A 16672-nucleotide genomic window follows, 5' to 3' on the forward strand; every position below is an offset into this window, starting at 1 on the left:
TATTGATCTGGAAACTCATCAATTTGCACCATGTATTATTCGTCGTTTCGTTTACTGGTAATTAGCAGTATGCTCCTGATCTGTGCTGTTGAATTATCCGCACAGGTTACTATCAGCAGTCCCAATAAAAAGATCATTGCAACGGTTTCTCTTACCGATGGTAAACCAACCTACAAAATCAATGTGGGGCAACCCGAACTGTTGCGCCCGTCTAAACTGGGCATCACAGTCGGTTCAACTGATTTTTCAAACAACCTGCGTTTTGTTCGGGCATCAGCACCACAAGTTGTTACTGATCAGTATACCATGATCTATGCCAAGAAAAAACAAAGCAATTACAAAGCAACGAAGCGAACCATCCGCTATCAGCATCAGTCAGGTGCTTTTCTGGAATTGATCTTCCAGGTGTCGAATGATGGTGTTGCATTCCGCTATGCAATTCCGGGAAAGAACGATCAATATGAAACACTAACGGCCGAGCATACCTCTTTTCATTTTCCTTCTTCAGTAAAAGCATTTTTACAACCCATGCAGGTTTCAAAAACGGGATGGGAGCAAACCAATCCTGCGTATGAAGAACATTATCAACAAAACATACCTGTTGGAACAATATCACCATCTGCAGCAGGTTGGGTGTACCCGGCCTTGTTTCAACACAATACTACCTGGGCTTTGATCACTGAAGCTTCCGTAAGTAGCAATGATTGTGCAACACGATTACAGGCAGCATCGCCCAATGGTGAATATTTTATTGGCTTACCTGATCCACGTGAGATCATGACAGGTAAAAATCTATTACCGCAGGTAAAACTGCCTTACACAAGTCCCTGGCGCATCATTGCCATTGGCAGTCTTGCAACCATTATTGAATCTACATTAGGGACTGATCTTGCACAAGCAACTGCAGTAAAAAATACTTCGTTTGTAAAACCCGGCAAAGCATCGTGGAGCTGGATCAATTCAAAAGATGATTTTATTGTGTACGATGAGCAGAAGAAATATATTGACTTTGCTGCTGCTATGAACTGGCAATACTGTTTGATCGATGCTGATTGGGACAGAAAGATTGGTTATGAAAAAGTGAAAGAGCTTGCTGACTATGCAAAGCAAAAGAGTGTAGGGTTGTTATTATGGTATAACTCTGCGGGTGATTGGAATACAGTAAAGTACACTCCAAAAAATCATTTACTTACAAGTGAAAGCCGCAGCAAAGAATTTCAGCGTTTGAAAGATATGGGCATCAAAGGCGTCAAGATCGATTTTTTTGCCGGCGATGGTCAATCAGTAATGGAATACTATCAGGCTATTTTGAAAGATGCAGCCAATTATCAGTTACTCGTAAATTTTCATGGAGCCACATTGCCAAGAGGATGGAGCAGAACCTATCCGCATTTAATGACTGCAGAAGCGGTACGTGGATTTGAAATGATCACGTTTAATCAAGGAGATGCTGATAAAGAAGCAACGCATTGTGCCATGCTTCCCTTTACACGCAATGCATTTGATCCGATGGATTTTACGCCGATGAATTTGTATAAAATTCAAACCAACGTTGTACGGAAAACAACCAGTGCGTTTGAACTGGCAACCTCTGTTTTATTCTTATCCGGTATTCAGCATTTTGCAGAATCGCCTGAGGGCATGCAACATGTACCTGCTAACATTCAGCAATTTTTAAAAGAATTACCAACTACCTGGGATGATGTAAAATACATTGACGGTTTCCCCGGTAAATATGTGGTACTGGCAAGAAGGTATCAACAGAAATGGTATATCGCCGGGATCAATGGGGAACAAACAGCGAGAAATATTGTGATCGATCCTGCGATATTCAAGAAAACAAAAGCACGGATCATTACAGAAGGCGATACAAACTTATCATTTTCTGAAAAGCAGATTGATGTAACGAAAAAGCAAACGATTCGCTTACAACCGGCGGGTGGATTTGTAATTGTGCTTGAGTAGATCTATTCCTGTTCGGTATAAGTCAATAACAAATTATCTTTCAGGATTCTGATCTTTTTACCATCAGTATAAATTGCATTTTCAGCAACCAATTCATTCATAATACGAAACAATGATTCATACGTGGTGCCGGTATAAGAAGCAAGATCTTGCCGGCTGATTGACAGGTCAATAAAGCCGTTACTTTCTGTTCCGAATTTCTGCTTCAGGTAAAGCAGTGCGTTGGCAATTCGTCCTTTCACATTCATATGTGCCAGGTTACGCATTCGTTTTTCCGATTCTTTTAGTTCCGATGCAAAGAACATCATCAACTGATATAAAAAATCATGATTCACTTTTAAGGTTGCATTAAAAAAATCAAGACTTAAAAAGCAAACCTCCGTTGGTTCCAAGGCAGTGCCTGAAACAGGATAGATGGTATCACTGCCTAATCCACGATGCCCAACGATATCGCCATTGCTTGCAATCCGCAGGATCAGTTCTTTATCATTGCCCCATTGCTTGTGCACTTTTACAAGTCCGGTGTTGATGAAGTACATGCCTTTCACCTCTTCACCTTCTTTAAAAAGCAGTTCACCTTTTTTTACATGAAAACTTTTTCGATTGGCGTCAAGTGCCGGCAACCAGTCGGGAAGACATTGCTTGCAGAGTACACAGCTTTTCAGGTCGCAGTTCTTTTTGTTTTGCTTCATGGCCGGGGTTTCGTTCGTGCAGCTGCAAAGTAACGGTAATCGGCCCTGTCTGCAATTACAATGTTTTCTTTTGGGAGAGATGAGCAGTAGTTTGCTTCTTGACCGTCGATAACAGATATGATGGATGCAATCGTACCACTTCGCCTACGATAATGATGGCCGGATTGCTGATCTCTGCATGAGCTGCTCTGAAAAAAATATCGTTCACAGTTCCTGTCACCATTTTTTCTTCTTTCGTTGTACCGTTTTGTATAATGGCAACAGGTGTATGTTCTTTTCCATGGAGTTTGAATATATCCATGATGGCTTCCAGTTTACTCATCGCCATCAAAATAATAACAGTAGCGGATGACTGAGCAGCTAACTGAATATCCGGTGAAATAGTACCTTCTTTTGTGGTACCTGTTGTTACCCAAAAACTTTCATTGATACCACGGCAGGTGAGGGGAATTAGTTGACTTGCCGGTACAGCCAGTGCACTTGAAATACCCGGTACAAGTTCAACTTGCATACCGGCTTGGCGGGCGGTATCAATTTCTTCCTGTGCACGACCGAACACAAATGGATCGCCACCTTTTAAACGAACTACCAATGCATGCTGTTGGCCATATTCTACAATTAACGTATTGATCTCCTCCTGCGACAAGGCGTGGCAGCCATACCGTTTGCCCACAAAACGCTTGATACATTTGGGCGAGCAATAATCCAGCAACTCGTCGTTTGCCAACGCATCATACAACACAACATCAGCCTGTTTGAGCATACGTATTGCTTTTATTGTAATAAGTTCCGGATCGCCGGGTCCCGCCCCGATAAGTACCAATTTTCGCTGTAGCATATAAATTACGATAAATTAAATATGATTAATATCATGATTTGTTTAATGAAATTACAATTTTTAATCTTAATTTCATGACAGAAATCATTTAATACTCTGTTTTGCCATACAAATTGATCTATAAGTATTATATGAAATAAATCACTATACGATTGCTTGCCACTTTATTGTTTACGTTTAAAACAGTAACGTATGAAAGTGGTAGTAATAGGAAACGGTATGGTGGGTTACAAGTTCTGCGAAAAGCTTGTAAAAAAGAATAGTACCGGTAATATCTCCATCGTGGTTTTTGGAGAAGAAGTAAGACCTGCTTACGACAGGGTTCATTTAAGTGAGTATTTCGCCGGTAAGTCTGCCGACGATCTTTCCCTCGCCCCTAAAGAATGGTATAGTGACAATGGTATTGTGCTGCATCTTTCTGATCCCGTTGTTTCAATCGACAGGGAAAAGAAAACCGTGCACTCACACGCCGGTGTAACCGAAACTTACGATTACCTGATCCTGGCTACCGGTTCGGCCGCTTTTGTTCCGCCAATTCCGGGTGTTGAAAAAGAAGGTGTGTTCATCTATAGAACTATTGAAGACCTTGAGTTGATGACCAATTGGGCAAAGAAATCAAAAAAAGGTGCAGTGATTGGTGGTGGTTTGTTGGGATTAGAAGCCGCTAAAGCCATGCTTGATCTTGGTGTTACCGATACGCAAGTGATTGAATTTGCTCCACGCCTCATGCCTCGTCAAATTGATGATGCAGGTTCAAGATTATTACAATCGAAATTAGAAGACCTCGGTCTAACAATTCATACATCAAAAAACACAACGGCTATTAATGGTGATGAAGCTATAAGCAGCATGAGTTTTTCTGATGATAGTTCGTTTGATGTTGACATGCTCGTGATCTCTGCAGGTATTAAACCAAGAGATGAACTGGCAAGAAATGCTTCAATTGAAGTTGGTCCACGTGGAGGAATAACCGTTAACGACAACTTGCAAACATCCGACCCTTTTATTTTTGCTATTGGCGAATGTGCTCTGCATAAAGGAATGATCTACGGTCTTGTTGCTCCCGGTTATGAAATGGCCGAAGTGGTGGTCACGAATTTAACTGGTGGCGAAAAATCATTTACCGGTTTTGATATGAGCACCAAGCTCAAACTGATCGGGGTAGATGTTGCAAGCTTTGGTGATCCGTTTGTGAGCGGTGAAGGCATTAGAAGTATTGTATTTGATGACAGCGTGAAAGGTATTTACAAACGTATTAATGTAAGTGCCGATGGTAAAGAATTGTTGGGCGGAATTCTGGTAGGTGATGCAGAACAATACAATATGTTATTGCAAACCTGCAAAAACAAAGTGGTGTTACCTCCTAATACAGAAGATGTAATTCTCGGTGCAAGAGGTGGTGAAGGTGATGGTGGTGCAGGTGTTACAAGTTTGCCAGATGATGCAGTGATCTGCAGTTGCGAAGCAGTTACAAAAGGTGCTATTTGTGAATCGGTAGTATTAGGTTACGAAACAGTTGATGGTATTAAGAAATGTACCAAAGCCGGAACAGGTTGTGGTGGTTGTGTGCCAATGGTGAAAGACCTGATGGTACATACTATGAAAACACAAGGCAAGGTTGTACGCAATGTATTGTGTGAACACTTTGATTACAGTCGCCAGGAATTATTTGATCTTATCAAAATAAATGATCTGCGTACATACGATGCAGTGCTGGATAAGTTTGGGAAAGGTGATGGTTGTGAATTGTGTAAACCTCCGGTTGCATCGATCCTCGCCAGTTTGTGGAATGAAGTGATATTGAAAAAAGGAAATGATACAGCACAGGATAGCAATGATCGTTTCTTAGCGAATATTCAAAAAGGTGGAACGTACTCTGTAGTTCCCCGTATTCCCGGCGGAGAAGTTACACCTGATAAATTAATTGTGATTGGCCAGGTAGCGAAGAAGTATAATCTCTACACAAAAATTACCGGCGGTCAGCGTATCGATTTGTTTGGCGCACATTTAAGTGATCTGCCAAACATCTGGGAAGAATTAATTGAAGCTGGTTTTGAAAGCGGACATGCTTACGGTAAAAGTTTGCGCACAGTAAAAAGTTGCGTAGGCAGTACCTGGTGTCGTTTCGGTTTGCACGACAGTGTAAGTTTTGCAATACGTGTGGAAGAACGTTATCGTGGTTTGCGTTCTCCACATAAGTTAAAAGGTGGTGTGAGTGGTTGTATCCGTGAATGTGCTGAAGCACAGAGTAAAGACTTCGGTATCATCGCTACAGAAAAAGGTTGGAACCTGTATGTATGTGGCAACGGTGGTAGTAAACCACAACATGCCTTATTACTCGCATCGGATATCGATGAAGAAACATGTGTGAAGTATCTCGATCGTTTCTTAATGTTCTATGTAAAAACAGCTGATCCGTTAACACGTACTGCTACATGGTTGAACAAGATGGAAGGTGGTATTGATTATTTGCGTTCAGTTGTTGTGCATGATGCATTAGGTATGAATGCAGAATGGGAAGCAGCCATGGAAAGCCATGTAAATTCTTACGAGTGCGAATGGAAAGCTGCCATTGAAACACCTGAATTAAGAAAACGCTTTAATCACTTTGTAAACGCTCCTGAAGAAAAAGATCCAACAGTTGTGTTTGATCCGATGCGTGAACAGAAACGAGCGAAAGAATGGAAATAAGAATTTTTGGTTTTGAATAATACGATTGCCGCCATATAAAAAATTGCTTTATAACCTCCGGATAATACCTCAAACGAATTTTCGATGATTGATTGCTAAGGCCCCAATGGCCACTTTTCTGCGATTGCCTGCATATAAAAAAAGGAAGCTCTGTCCTGTTGTGTAAACACTTGTTTCGTCAACAGGTATTCAATAAGTCCTTTAAGTACTAAAAATATGATCGCAGAAAAAACAATTACCTGGTTTGCCGCCTGCAGAACTGAAGATGTTCCTGCTAACGGTGGTGTGTGTGTGAAATACAACGACACACAAATCGCACTTTTCCATTTTACACGAAGAGATGAGTGGTATGCCACCCAAAACGAATGCCCGCATCGTCAGCAAATGGCGTTGAGCCGTGGCATGATCGGTACACAAAACGAAGAACCAAAGGTGGCCTGCCCGTTTCACAAAAAAACATTTTCGTTGGTTACAGGCGAATGCCTGAGTGGTGATGAATGCGCCATTAAAACTTATGAAGTGAAAGTGGAGAACGGCACGGTATATATCGGCATCGAAGATTAATAAAACAACTATTTCAAAACCAAAACTTACAGACTACATGAAGAGAAAGTAAACGAAATACTCAGCATAGCTGAAAAAAATAGCCCGGCAGATGGCAGTCTAACCGGGCCGTATGATTCCAGGATTTATCACCTTAAAATCGACCAAAATTAACATGAAAAATTTTAAAACAACACGAATAATCTTTTTGAGCTTGATGCTACTCGCTTATTGTACAACAAAGGCACAGTTTACATTATCAGGCCAGCTCCGCACACGTACTGAAGTGCGCAACGGTTTGGGCAACCTCGTATTGAAAGGTTCAAAGCCCGCTGTGTTCACTTCACAACGTACAAGATTGAATTTTGGCTATAAATGGGACAGGTTAACTTTTGGTGTAGCAGTACAGGATGTTCGTGTTTGGGGACAGGATGCGTCATCTATTTCAAATGCAGATGGAAACCGTTTAATGCTGCATGAAGGTTGGGCAGATCTTACATTGTTCAACAGTGCAGATACAACTATCAAAGCAAAAGGTATTGACCTGATGAGCCTGAAAGTGGGCCGCCAGGAATTAATTTATGATGATGTGCGTTTGATCGGCAATTTAGATTGGTTACAGCAGGCACGCCGTCATGATATGGCTTTGCTGAAAACCGTACACAAAGGATGGCAGATCGATATCGGCTATGCTTTTAATCAAAACACAGATGCATTTGGTTATACCGGAACAGGTTATGTTCCATCCAATGTACCTGCGTATGTAAAAAACTCATTGGGTACATTAGTGCCAACACCTGCTGGTATGTTGCCAATGGCAACGGCAGGTAATGCTGCGAACAACAGCAGCAAAACAGGTGCCCCTGTTTTTATGAATCCTCCCACAACAAACGGTGGTAACCAGGATTACAAATCATTTGCAAGTTTGTACATCAGTAAGAAAATTAAGCAGACCAAATTTTCTGCACTCTTCTTCAACGATAATTTTGGAAAATATAAACTCGATTCAGCCGGTAGTGATGCAACAGGTTATGTATACGGTCGTCGCTTTGTAGCGGCAAGTGCTGCTGATCCTTTCAACTACAAAGGAATGAACCAACGCTACACGTATGGTTTAATGCTCAACCAAACAATAGGCAATGCTTCAGGTTTTGGAAAGATAGCTTTTCAAGGAGCTTTCTATGCACAAAGTGGTAAAAACCGTGATGGTGTAAAAATGAAAGATGCCTATCACTACGCTCTTTCTGCAACTTATCAAAAAGGAAAGATCAGTATTACACCGGGTTATGAATTCTTAAGCGGTAATGATGCAACAACAGCAACAGATGAAAAATTCGATCCGCTGTATGGCACACCACACCGTCACTGGGGTTTTATGGATTATTTCTATGTAGGAACAGGTTCGCCTGCAGGTGGATTGAAAAATCCTTATTTCAAAGTGAAGTACACAGGTACAGCTTTAACAGCAGGTGTTGATTTTCATCTCTTCTCTATAGATAAGAGTATGAAGAAAGCTGACGGCTCTTTCATTGGTAAAGATCTGGGTAATGAACTTGATTTCCTGTTGAACTACAACATGAACAAGTTTACAAATATTGAATTAGGTTATTCAATCATGAATGCAACCGGTAGTATGGCTATTGCAAAAGGACAGGCAACAACTGATGCAGCAGCAGCCAACTACAGAAGAACAGGAAATTGGTTTTATGCCATGATCCGTTTTTCACCTGATTTCTTTTACACAAAACCGGTAGCAATTAAACAGTGATGAATGATGATGTGATGAACAATGATTTTAAAACCTTAAAACGACAAACATGAAACTCTCAATAAAAAATTTGGTACTGTTCTCAGCAATGGCACTTTTGTTCATGGGAATTTTTGCCTTTAAAATAAATACACCTTCACGTAAGATCAAGCTGGGGTTTATTCCTCTTACCGATTGCGCACCACTGGTAGCGGCAAAAGAACTCGGACTTTTTGCGAAGTATGGAGTGGATGTGGAACTTGAAAAGCAAGCATCATGGGCTGTAGTGCGTGATAAAATATTGAATGGCGAATTGGATGGTGCACATTGTTTATTCTCAATGCCGCTTTCAGTTTACACCGGTGTTGGTGGTAAAGCAGGATCTGAAATGAAGATTGCAATGGTGCTGAACAACAACGGACAGGCCATTACACTTTCAAAAGATTTTTGCGGACAGGTTGGCTTTAAACAAATCAACAAAGTTGCTGCAACAGTTAAAAGTATCCAGGGCAGAAAGGAAGTAACCTTCGCACAAACTTTTCCAGGTGGCACACATGATATCTGGTTACGTTACTGGATGTCTGCTGCAGGCATCAACCAAAAATCTGTTGGTATCATCACTATTCCTCCTCCGCAAATGGTAGCTAACATGCGTGTTGATAATATGGAAGGTTATTGTGTAGGTGAACCATGGAATGGTGTGGCTGCTGCACAAAATGTTGGCTTCACTCATATCTCAACACAGGATCTCTGGAAGAATCATCCGGAAAAAGCATTGGTTGTGAATTCAGCTTTTGCTGCGGGTAACAGAGAAGACCTGAAGAAAGTAATGAAAGCAATTATTGAAGCCTGTAAGTGGCTTGATGTAATGGGTAACAGGGCGAAAGCAGCTTCATGGCTTTCAAAACCGAATTATGTAAATGCTCCTGTACAGGTACTTGAAGCAAGATTGAAAGGTTCTTATGATCTCGGTTGCGAATTAGGTGTACAGAAATACAAAGATGATTACATGACCTTTTATAACAACGGCATCGTAAACACACCAAAGAAATCATACGCTCATTGGTTCCTTGCACAGTATGTACGCTTTGGTTATTTAAAAGCCGAGCCTAATTACAAAGCCATTGCCGAGAAATTGGTGTTGGATGATCTGTTTGCAGAGGTAGCAAAAGAAATGGGTGTACCGGTGCAACCCGATATGCAGGTCATCAAAACAAATTTTGATGTAGCGTTTGATCCAAACAATGTGTCGGCGTATTTGAAAACAACAAAGCATTAATAAAGGTGAGTGGTGAATGGTGAGTGATTCGCTCTCACCATTCACTACTCACAAAAAATAATTACGATGAAAAATTTCTTCTCACTTAAAACGCTCCAGTCGCTGCTCTACTTCTTAGGTGGGCTTGCACTGATGGGTGGTATATGGGAATTAATTGCAGCGATCACTAAACACGAAATTCCCACGCCGGCAATGACATGGGAAGTGTTTAAGGAAGTAATGCAAAATCCCATGCAGGACGATCCTGATTATAAAGGTATCGGTACAAAACTGATCAGCTCACTCAGTCGTGTAGGTATTGGTTTTGGCTTTGGTAGTTTAATTGCTATTCCAATTGGTTTGATCATGGGTTCCAATAAAATTACCATGAACATCATTAACCCAATGGTACAGATACTTCGCCCGGTTTCTCCATTGGCATGGTTTCCGTTAGGTCTTGCCATTTTCCAGGATTCACCACAGGCAAGCATCTTCATGATCTTTATTTGTTCATTATGGCCAACGCTCATCAATACAGCATTCGGTGTTTCACATATTCCTCAGGATCATAAAAATGTTGGAAAAGCATTTGGCTTCTCCCGTTGGAAATACATTACAAAAATTGTATTGCCTTATACATTCCCACACATCTTAACCGGTTTGCGTTTGTCTATTGGTGTGGCATGGATGGTAATTGTAGCAGGAGAGATGTTATCGGGTGGTATGGGTCTTGGTTATTTTGTTTGGGAAGAAGGATTTAACGGCGGAAGCATTGCGAAGATTTTAGTAGCCATCATTATCATTGGTATTGTTGGTTTGTTACTCGACAGAATTTTCATGGCGCTTCAAAAGCGTTTCAGTTTCGCAGCATAAAACGTAAAACAAATGTTTATGAATAAGAAAAATATAACAACAGCTTTACTGGTAGCAGTGATCGTTGGAACTGTTTTGAATATCATAAACAGTTATGATGTGTTTGTAGAGGGAACATTTACAGGTAAGAATGTGATAAGGATCATGCTTACCTACATTACTCCGTTTTGTGTATCGCTTTATTCATCAGTAAAAGCAACAAAGCAAAAAGCATGAACGGGCTGATAAAAGAAAACGAAATTTTAAATTCTTAACTGAAAAGTTATGGCAACAACATTAGAACTGAGTCCACGGGTGGTAGAAATAAATTCAACAGTTGATACTGTTGAGCAATCGAGCATTGAAATAAACAATGTGTCTGTAAGCTTTAAAACACCTACTGGTGTTTATACAGCGGTGAAAGAAATTTCATTGAATGTAAAGAAAGGAGAGATCGTTGCACTCATTGGTCACTCCGGTTGTGGTAAATCAACATTAATGGGTACTATCAGCGGAATGGTGAAACCAACATCAGGTGAAGTGATCGCCAATGGAAATGTAGTATCAAAACCCGGCCCCGACAGAGGCATCGTTTTTCAAAACTATTCTTTGCTACCCTGGTTGAGTGTGTACAGTAATATTTACGAAGCAGTTGACGCTGCTTTGAAAGATAAAACGGCAGCTGAGAAAAAAGCATTGGTAGAAAAAAACCTGAAGATGGTAAATCTCTGGTCTCACAAAGACAAGTTGCCGGGTCATCTTTCAGGTGGTATGAAGCAACGTGTGGCTATTGCAAGAGCATTTGCCATCAACCCAAGTATTTTATTACTCGATGAACCATTTGGTGCATTGGATGCATTGACAAAAAGCAATATGCATGTTGAGCTCTTGAAATTGTGGAATCTTGATAACAGGGAAAAAACAATTGTGATCGTTACGCATGATGTGGAAGAAGCTATTTTCTTAAGCGATCGTGTAGTGGTAATGAACAATGGGCCTGCTGCAACCATCAAAGAAATTGTGGATGTGCCTTTGCCAAGACCAAGAAATAAAAAAGAGATCGTTCATGATGAATGTTACATGGCGATCCACGACAAGTTATTAAGTCTCCTGATCGATAAATTTTCAATCAACGATATACATTAATTCACTCTAACACGTAAACAACAAACGATGTCGCAAGCAACATTACAACAACCACTAAGCAAACTCAATATCTTTTCATTGAGTGGTGTGCAAATGAGAACCTTCCATATTACATGGCTTACATTCTTTGTTTGCTTTTTTGGATGGTTTGGTTTGGCTCCATTGATGCCAACCATTAAAGAAGACCTGCATTTAGATAAATCACAGATCGGAAATATTGTGATCGCATCTGTATCAGGTACCATCATTGCTCGTTTGTTGATTGGTCGCTTGTGCGATACATGGGGTCCACGTAAAACATATACTGTATTGTTGTTGCTTGGTGCTATACCGGTAATGGGTGTTGGCTTTGCACAATCTTACACTTCGTTTTTGTTGTTCCGTTTAGCGATCAGCGTTATCGGTGCATCGTTTGTGATCACACAGTTTCACACATCAATGATGTTCGCAGCAAACATTAAAGGAACAGCTAATGCAGTTGCAGGTGGTTGGGGTAATCTTGGTGGTGGTATCACCAACATGGTTATGCCGTTGATCTTTGCAGCGATTGTTGGTTTTGGTTATACAAAAGGCGAAGCATGGCGTTATGCAATGATCGTTCCGGGTGTAATGATGTTGGTTGTTGCATTCCTTTATTTCCGTTATACAAAAGATACGCCTGCAGGTAATTACGATGAAATTCAACGTGAAGCAAAAATAAAAACGAAAACAGATTACAGTGTATTGAAAGACTGGAGAGTCTGGTCGCTTGCACTGGCATATGGTGTTTGCTTTGGTATGGAAATTACATTCGACAATATTGCTGCATTGCATTTTGTACAGGAGTTTAAATTATCACAAAGCAGTGCAGGTTTCTGGGCCGGTGTATTTGGTTTCATGAACATTTTTGCACGTGCACTCGGCGGCATCTTTGCTGATAGAGTTGGTAGAAAATATGGTATGCGTGGAAAAGGTTTATTGCTTGCTGCTGTATTGTTACTCGAAGGTGCAGGTTTGATGCTCTTTGCACAAGCCGGTTCATTTACCATGGCCATCATCTCCATGATCTCGTTTGCATTGTTTTTGAAAATGGCGAATGGTGCAACCTATGCTATTACTCCGTTTGTAAATGAAAAGAATGTAGGATTAGTGAGTGGTATTGTTGGTGCAGGTGGTAATGTGGGTGGTATGTTGTTTGGATTTCTATTTAAAAGTAAAAACATTACATACGTTGATGCGTTCGGATATATTGGTATGATCGTTATGGCTGTATCATTACTGGTATTGGTAACAAGATTTACAAAGAAAGAAAAAGTGGCAGAATTGGATGTGGCGCTGGAAAAAGCAGCCTGATGATTTTGTGATTGCTTATTATAAAAAAGTATAGTGAAGGAAACGAATGAACATACTATGGATTTAAACAGCTCAGGAAATGCTGCAGCTAACCTTACCACCTGTTGTTACTGCGGTGTTGGTTGCGGTATTGTTACCAGCAAGGATAAGCTCGGGCGTTTGCATGTGGAAGGCGATAAGAATCATCCGGTAAACAAAGGGATGCTTTGCAGTAAAGGAATGAATCTGCATTACACAGTGAATGATCGCTCTGATCGTTTGCTTTATCCGGAGATGCGTTACAATCGTAACCAGCCTCGTCAACGGGTTACATGGGATACTGCATTGGAACGTACAGCAAAAGTGTTTGCAACGTTAATTGAAAAGTATGGTCCGGACTCAGTTGCATTCTATGCATCGGGTCAATGTTTAACAGAAGAGTATTATGTCATCAATAAACTCATTAAAGGATTTATTGGCAGCAATAATATTGATACCAATTCCCGGCTTTGCATGAGCAGTGCGGTGGTTGGTTATAAAATGAGTTTGGGCGAAGACAGTGTGCCGGTGAGTTATGATGATCTCGAATTAGCAGATGTGATCTTTGTTGCAGGAGCAAATCCAGCCTGGTGTCATCCAATCCTTTGGAGAAGAGTAGAAGCAGCACGTGAGAAAAATCCTGATCTTAAAATTATCGTCAGCGATCCACGTAAAACGCAAACCTGTTCTATTGCAAATGTTCATCTGCAATTGAATCCCGGAACAGATGTTACACTTCATCATGCCATTGGCCGAGTGTTGATCGAGAACGGAGATATTGATCTCGACTTCATCACAAACCATGCAGAAGGTTTTGAAAAATACCGAACTACTGTATTTGAACGCACCATTGCAGAAGCAGCCATCATTTGTGGTGTTGCTGAAAAAGATATCCGTTTAGCAGCTTCTTACATTGGTAAAGCGAAAGGTTTTATTACCATGTGGACGATGGGTTTAAACCAAAGTGTGATTGGTGTAAACAAAAATCTTTCACTCATCAACTTAAATTTAATTACTGGTCATATTGGAAAACCAGGCTCAGGTCCGTTATCATTAACCGGTCAGCCAAATGCAATGGGAGGAAGAGAAGTTGGTGGCTTATCAAACTTATTACCTGCTCATCGTGATCTGCTGAACCCTGAACACCGTGCTGCAGTTGAAAATTTCTGGGGTGTTGCTCCGGGAACGATCGCTGCTAAACCTGGTCTTACTGCTACAGAAATGTTTGAAGCGTTGAACGATGGCCGCTTAAAAGCCATCTGGATTCTTTGTACCAATCCGCTCATCAGTTTACCTGATGTACGTATGGCAGAAGAAGGATTGAAAAAAGCGAAGTTTGTAGTAGTGCAAGACGTCAGCAATCGCCCCGAGACAATCAGGTATGCGGATGTGGTGTTACCTGCTGCATCATGGACCGAAAAAGAAGGCACCATGACGAATGCAGAGCGCCGCATCAGCTACTTGAATAAAATTATAGATGCACCGGGTGAAGCGTTGCCCGATGCAGAGATTATTTGCCGCTTTGCAAAAAAGATGGGCTTTAAAGGTTTTGATTACAGCAGCTTCTCTGAAATTTTTGCAGAACATGTAGCACTTACTGCCGGTACAAATATCGACATGAGCGGTTTGAGTTATGAAATCCTGAAAGAAAAACGTTCGGTGCAATGGCCTTACACTTCTTCATCAGAAGGGTATGGTACAAAGCGATTGTTTACTGATCATAAATTTCATACGCCTTCGCAAAAAGCCATCATTCATTCCTTTAATGATGAGAACCAATCAGAAAAATTAAGTCCTGATTTTCCATTGGTGTTAACCACCGGTCGCATCCGTGATCAGTGGCATACCATGAGTAAAACAGGAAAAGTAAATAAACTCAAACAGCATATTTCAGAATCGTTTTTAGAAATACATCCTGATGATGCGGCGAAGCGATCCATTAAAGAAAACGACCTTGTTGAGATTTTTAATGAACGTGGTAATGTGCGGGTGAAAGCAAAATTTACAACCGACATTAAAAAAGGTGTTGTGTTTTTGCCGATGCATTGGGGCAAAGTATTGAATAGTGATTTGAACAGGGCGAATAACCTCACAAACAACTTAGTTGACCCGAAAAGTAAAGAACCTGATTTCAAGTTCTCTGCTGTTGAAGTGAAATTGCATAAGAAAGCGAAACAAAAAATCATTGTAGTGGGTGCAGGTGCTGGTGCCTGTGGTTTTGTACGCAGCTACCGCATGATTAATGCTGAAGATGAAATTGAAATCTTCAGCAAAGAAGATTTTCCTTTTTACAACCGTGTATTGCTGCCCGATTATATCAGTGGAACATTGCAATGGCAGAACCTCATTAAAATGAGTGATGCAGAAGAGTATGATTACAATATCAAACTGCACCGAGGTGTAAGTATTACAGAAATTAACCGTGAACAAAAGACGGTGATCGATAGCAAAGGCAATGTTCATCAGTACGATGTGTTGTTATTGGCAACAGGTAGCCGTGCTGCTATGCTGCGTGATGTGCCAGCTATGCAGGGCATTTTTACAATGCGCAGCAGAACTGATGCAGATAATTTCAAATACCATGTTGATCCTGCAAAAGGGAAAGTGGTGATTGTTGGAGGTGGTTTGCTGGGTATTGAATTAGCAGCATCGTTGCGTGAAGTAGGAGTGGAAGTAACCATTGTGCAACGTATCTCCCGTTTAATGGATCGTCAGCTTGATCCCTTGGGAAGCCAGTTGTTGCACGAAGAGTTAACAGACAAAGGCGTTGATATTTATTATAATGATGAGATCGAACGCTTTCTTGGCGATACAACTGTTACAGGTATTCGCTTAAAGAGTGGTTTGATGATCGATTGCCAGGCCATTGTAATTGCAATCGGCACTGTGCCGAATATTGAAATTGCAAAAGCAGCAGGCATTGATTGCAAACGTGGTGTTGTGGTGGATGAATACCTGCAAACAAATGATCCTTCTGTATTTGCCATTGGTGAAATTGCAGAATTTAAAGGATTTCTCTATGGCATTACTGCAGCTGCTGAACAACAGGCAGAAGTTGTTGCAAGATATTTAGGTGGAGATATATCGAACTACTATTCCGGTTCATTGCTCATGAATATTTTGAAAATGCACGGCACAGAACTTTGCTCATTGGGTGAAGTGGAATGTCCTGATGATCCTGCATATGAAGAAGTGGTGTTTATTGATAAAGCCAAACGTTATTACAAGAAATGTATCATTCATAATGATCGTTTGATCGGTGCAATTTTAATTGGTGATAAGAGTGAGTTCCTTGAATACCGCAACCTCATTGAACAGAAAATGGAGTTGAGCGAAAAACGTTTACAATTATTACGTTCGGGCAAAGCACCTGAACCGGTGATTGGTAAACTGGTGTGCAGTTGTAACAATGTGGGCGAAGGAAATCTCATCAACAGAATAAAAGAAGGTTGTAAAGATCATTTGCAGTTATGCCAACTCACAGGTGCAGGTATGGGTTGTGGCAGTTGCAGACCTGAAGTGAAAACGATCCTGGAAAATAATCTTCATTCAAGCGTAAAAGAAACAGTACTCGCAGAAAAATAAAGTGT

Annotated in this window: 12 protein-coding genes; 10 read left to right on the plus strand and 2 right to left on the minus strand. The window is 40.8% G+C overall.

Annotation, left to right across the window (positions count from 1 at the left end):
- The first annotated feature begins 30 nt into the window (after positions 1 to 30).
- Entirely contained in the window at positions 31 to 1965 is a 1935-nt protein-coding gene (locus WG989_RS15895) for a glycoside hydrolase family 97 protein (RefSeq protein ID WP_340430894.1), read from the plus strand.
- A 2-nt stretch (positions 1966 to 1967) separates the two neighbouring features.
- Here WG989_RS15895 and WG989_RS15900 read toward each other — a convergent pair whose 3' ends face one another.
- Together WG989_RS15900 and cobA are read right to left on the minus strand one after the other, a co-directional pair.
- Complete coding sequence (locus tag WG989_RS15900) at positions 1968 to 2657, minus strand: Crp/Fnr family transcriptional regulator (protein WP_340430896.1); 690 nt, start codon at positions 2655 to 2657, stop codon at positions 1968 to 1970.
- Positions 2658 to 2712: 55 nt separating this feature from the next.
- Entirely contained in the window at positions 2713 to 3495 is a 783-nt protein-coding gene (gene cobA / locus WG989_RS15905; RefSeq protein ID WP_340430897.1) for a uroporphyrinogen-III C-methyltransferase, read from the minus strand.
- A 192-nt stretch (positions 3496 to 3687) separates the two neighbouring features.
- Between cobA and nirB the strand changes: the two genes are divergently transcribed.
- From nirB to WG989_RS15950, 9 genes are all read left to right on the plus strand, one after another.
- On the plus strand, positions 3688 to 6186 hold the full coding sequence (gene nirB / locus WG989_RS15910) for a nitrite reductase large subunit NirB (RefSeq protein WP_340430898.1): 2499 nt from the start codon (positions 3688 to 3690) through the stop codon (positions 6184 to 6186).
- 216 nt (positions 6187 to 6402) lie between these two features.
- On the plus strand, positions 6403 to 6750 hold the full coding sequence (gene nirD, locus WG989_RS15915; protein WP_340430899.1) for a nitrite reductase small subunit NirD: 348 nt from the start codon (positions 6403 to 6405) through the stop codon (positions 6748 to 6750).
- Between the two features lie 154 nt (positions 6751 to 6904).
- Positions 6905 to 8497, plus strand: a complete 1593-nt coding sequence (locus tag WG989_RS15920) for an alginate export family protein (protein WP_340430901.1) — start codon at positions 6905 to 6907, stop codon at positions 8495 to 8497.
- A 49-nt stretch (positions 8498 to 8546) separates the two neighbouring features.
- On the plus strand, positions 8547 to 9755 hold the full coding sequence (locus tag WG989_RS15925; protein ID WP_340430903.1) for a CmpA/NrtA family ABC transporter substrate-binding protein: 1209 nt from the start codon (positions 8547 to 8549) through the stop codon (positions 9753 to 9755).
- Between the two features lie 66 nt (positions 9756 to 9821).
- A complete protein-coding gene (gene ntrB / locus WG989_RS15930; RefSeq protein ID WP_324228669.1) occupies positions 9822 to 10607 on the plus strand; it encodes a nitrate ABC transporter permease in 786 nt (261 codons plus the stop codon).
- A gap of 18 nt (positions 10608 to 10625) precedes the next feature.
- Positions 10626 to 10823, plus strand: coding sequence for a nitrate/nitrite transporter NrtS (gene nrtS / locus WG989_RS15935; RefSeq protein ID WP_340430906.1), 198 nt, complete (start codon positions 10626 to 10628; stop codon positions 10821 to 10823).
- A gap of 48 nt (positions 10824 to 10871) precedes the next feature.
- Positions 10872 to 11732, plus strand: a complete 861-nt coding sequence (locus WG989_RS15940) for an ABC transporter ATP-binding protein (RefSeq protein ID WP_340430908.1) — start codon at positions 10872 to 10874, stop codon at positions 11730 to 11732.
- Positions 11733 to 11759: 27 nt separating this feature from the next.
- Complete coding sequence (locus WG989_RS15945; protein ID WP_340430910.1) at positions 11760 to 13064, plus strand: NarK family nitrate/nitrite MFS transporter; 1305 nt, start codon at positions 11760 to 11762, stop codon at positions 13062 to 13064.
- Between the two features lie 57 nt (positions 13065 to 13121).
- Positions 13122 to 16667: a molybdopterin-dependent oxidoreductase gene (locus WG989_RS15950; RefSeq protein ID WP_340430912.1), complete on the plus strand. Its 3546-nt coding sequence runs from the start codon at positions 13122 to 13124 to the stop codon at positions 16665 to 16667.
- The last annotated feature ends 5 nt before the right edge of the window (positions 16668 to 16672 follow it).

It is taken from the genome of Lacibacter sp. H407 (assembly GCF_037892605.1).
Classification (GTDB): Bacteria; Bacteroidota; Bacteroidia; order Chitinophagales; family Chitinophagaceae; genus Lacibacter.

Excerpts from the sequence above, each read along its gene's own strand:
- WG989_RS15895 (WP_340430894.1), top strand. The coding sequence starts at position 31 with ATGTATTATTCGTCGTTTCGTTTACTGGTAATTAGCAGTATGCTCCTG.
- WG989_RS15900 (WP_340430896.1), bottom strand. The coding sequence starts at position 2,657 with ATGAAGCAAAACAAAAAGAACTGCGACCTGAAAAGCTGTGTACTCTGC.
- cobA (WP_340430897.1), bottom strand. The coding sequence starts at position 3,495 with ATGCTACAGCGAAAATTGGTACTTATCGGGGCGGGACCCGGCGATCCG.
- nirB (WP_340430898.1), top strand. The coding sequence starts at position 3,688 with ATGAAAGTGGTAGTAATAGGAAACGGTATGGTGGGTTACAAGTTCTGC.
- nirD (WP_340430899.1), top strand. The coding sequence starts at position 6,403 with ATGATCGCAGAAAAAACAATTACCTGGTTTGCCGCCTGCAGAACTGAA.
- WG989_RS15920 (WP_340430901.1), top strand. The coding sequence starts at position 6,905 with ATGAAAAATTTTAAAACAACACGAATAATCTTTTTGAGCTTGATGCTA.
- WG989_RS15925 (WP_340430903.1), top strand. The coding sequence starts at position 8,547 with ATGAAACTCTCAATAAAAAATTTGGTACTGTTCTCAGCAATGGCACTT.
- ntrB (WP_324228669.1), top strand. The coding sequence starts at position 9,822 with ATGAAAAATTTCTTCTCACTTAAAACGCTCCAGTCGCTGCTCTACTTC.
- nrtS (WP_340430906.1), top strand. The coding sequence starts at position 10,626 with ATGAATAAGAAAAATATAACAACAGCTTTACTGGTAGCAGTGATCGTT.
- WG989_RS15940 (WP_340430908.1), top strand. The coding sequence starts at position 10,872 with ATGGCAACAACATTAGAACTGAGTCCACGGGTGGTAGAAATAAATTCA.
- WG989_RS15945 (WP_340430910.1), top strand. The coding sequence starts at position 11,760 with ATGTCGCAAGCAACATTACAACAACCACTAAGCAAACTCAATATCTTT.
- WG989_RS15950 (WP_340430912.1), top strand. The coding sequence starts at position 13,122 with ATGGATTTAAACAGCTCAGGAAATGCTGCAGCTAACCTTACCACCTGT.